The sequence below is a fragment of the Aliiroseovarius sp. S2029 genome (assembly GCF_023195575.1).
Classification (GTDB): domain Bacteria; phylum Pseudomonadota; class Alphaproteobacteria; order Rhodobacterales; family Rhodobacteraceae; genus Aliiroseovarius; species Aliiroseovarius zhejiangensis.
On record NZ_JALPQE010000028.1, the window covers coordinates 1 to 420 of the forward strand.

Consider the following 420-nt stretch of genomic DNA (forward strand, 5'->3'; position numbering starts at 1 on the left):
CGATTCTTGAACGATTGTTCGCTCAACCTCATCGTTGATCAACTGTTCGAGAAGTTCCAGGGCAGCCGGAACTGCCTTACCTTTGTTGCTCAAGAAATCGCTGGGGTTCATGTGTGCGTTAACCAGATTGTACCCTTCACTGGCGAGCCTGTCGAAGAACGTTATCAGGCTGTCATCACTATCCAAGACTTCACCCAACTTCGATCCGCATGAGATTTCGATGCTTCTATCATCAGTTCGTTTTACGGACTGCGTGTAGCCGGGTTGAAACAATGCCACTGGACGATCAAGAAAGATCGCATCAAAAATGGCACCCGAATAATCGGACAATACGATATCGGCCCCTGATATGTGATCAAGAGTATCCGTATAGCCATCCAAAAGCGTGATGCGCGGATTGTCTTTTAAGCGCTCTATGAC

The 420-nt window shown here is 47.6% G+C and carries 1 protein-coding gene; it reads right to left on the reverse strand.

The window, feature by feature from the left end; translation table 11 throughout:
• A partial coding sequence (locus MUY21_RS16020; protein ID WP_248411272.1) for a CDP-glycerol glycerophosphotransferase family protein occupies positions 1-420 on the reverse strand: 420 nt, incomplete at both ends.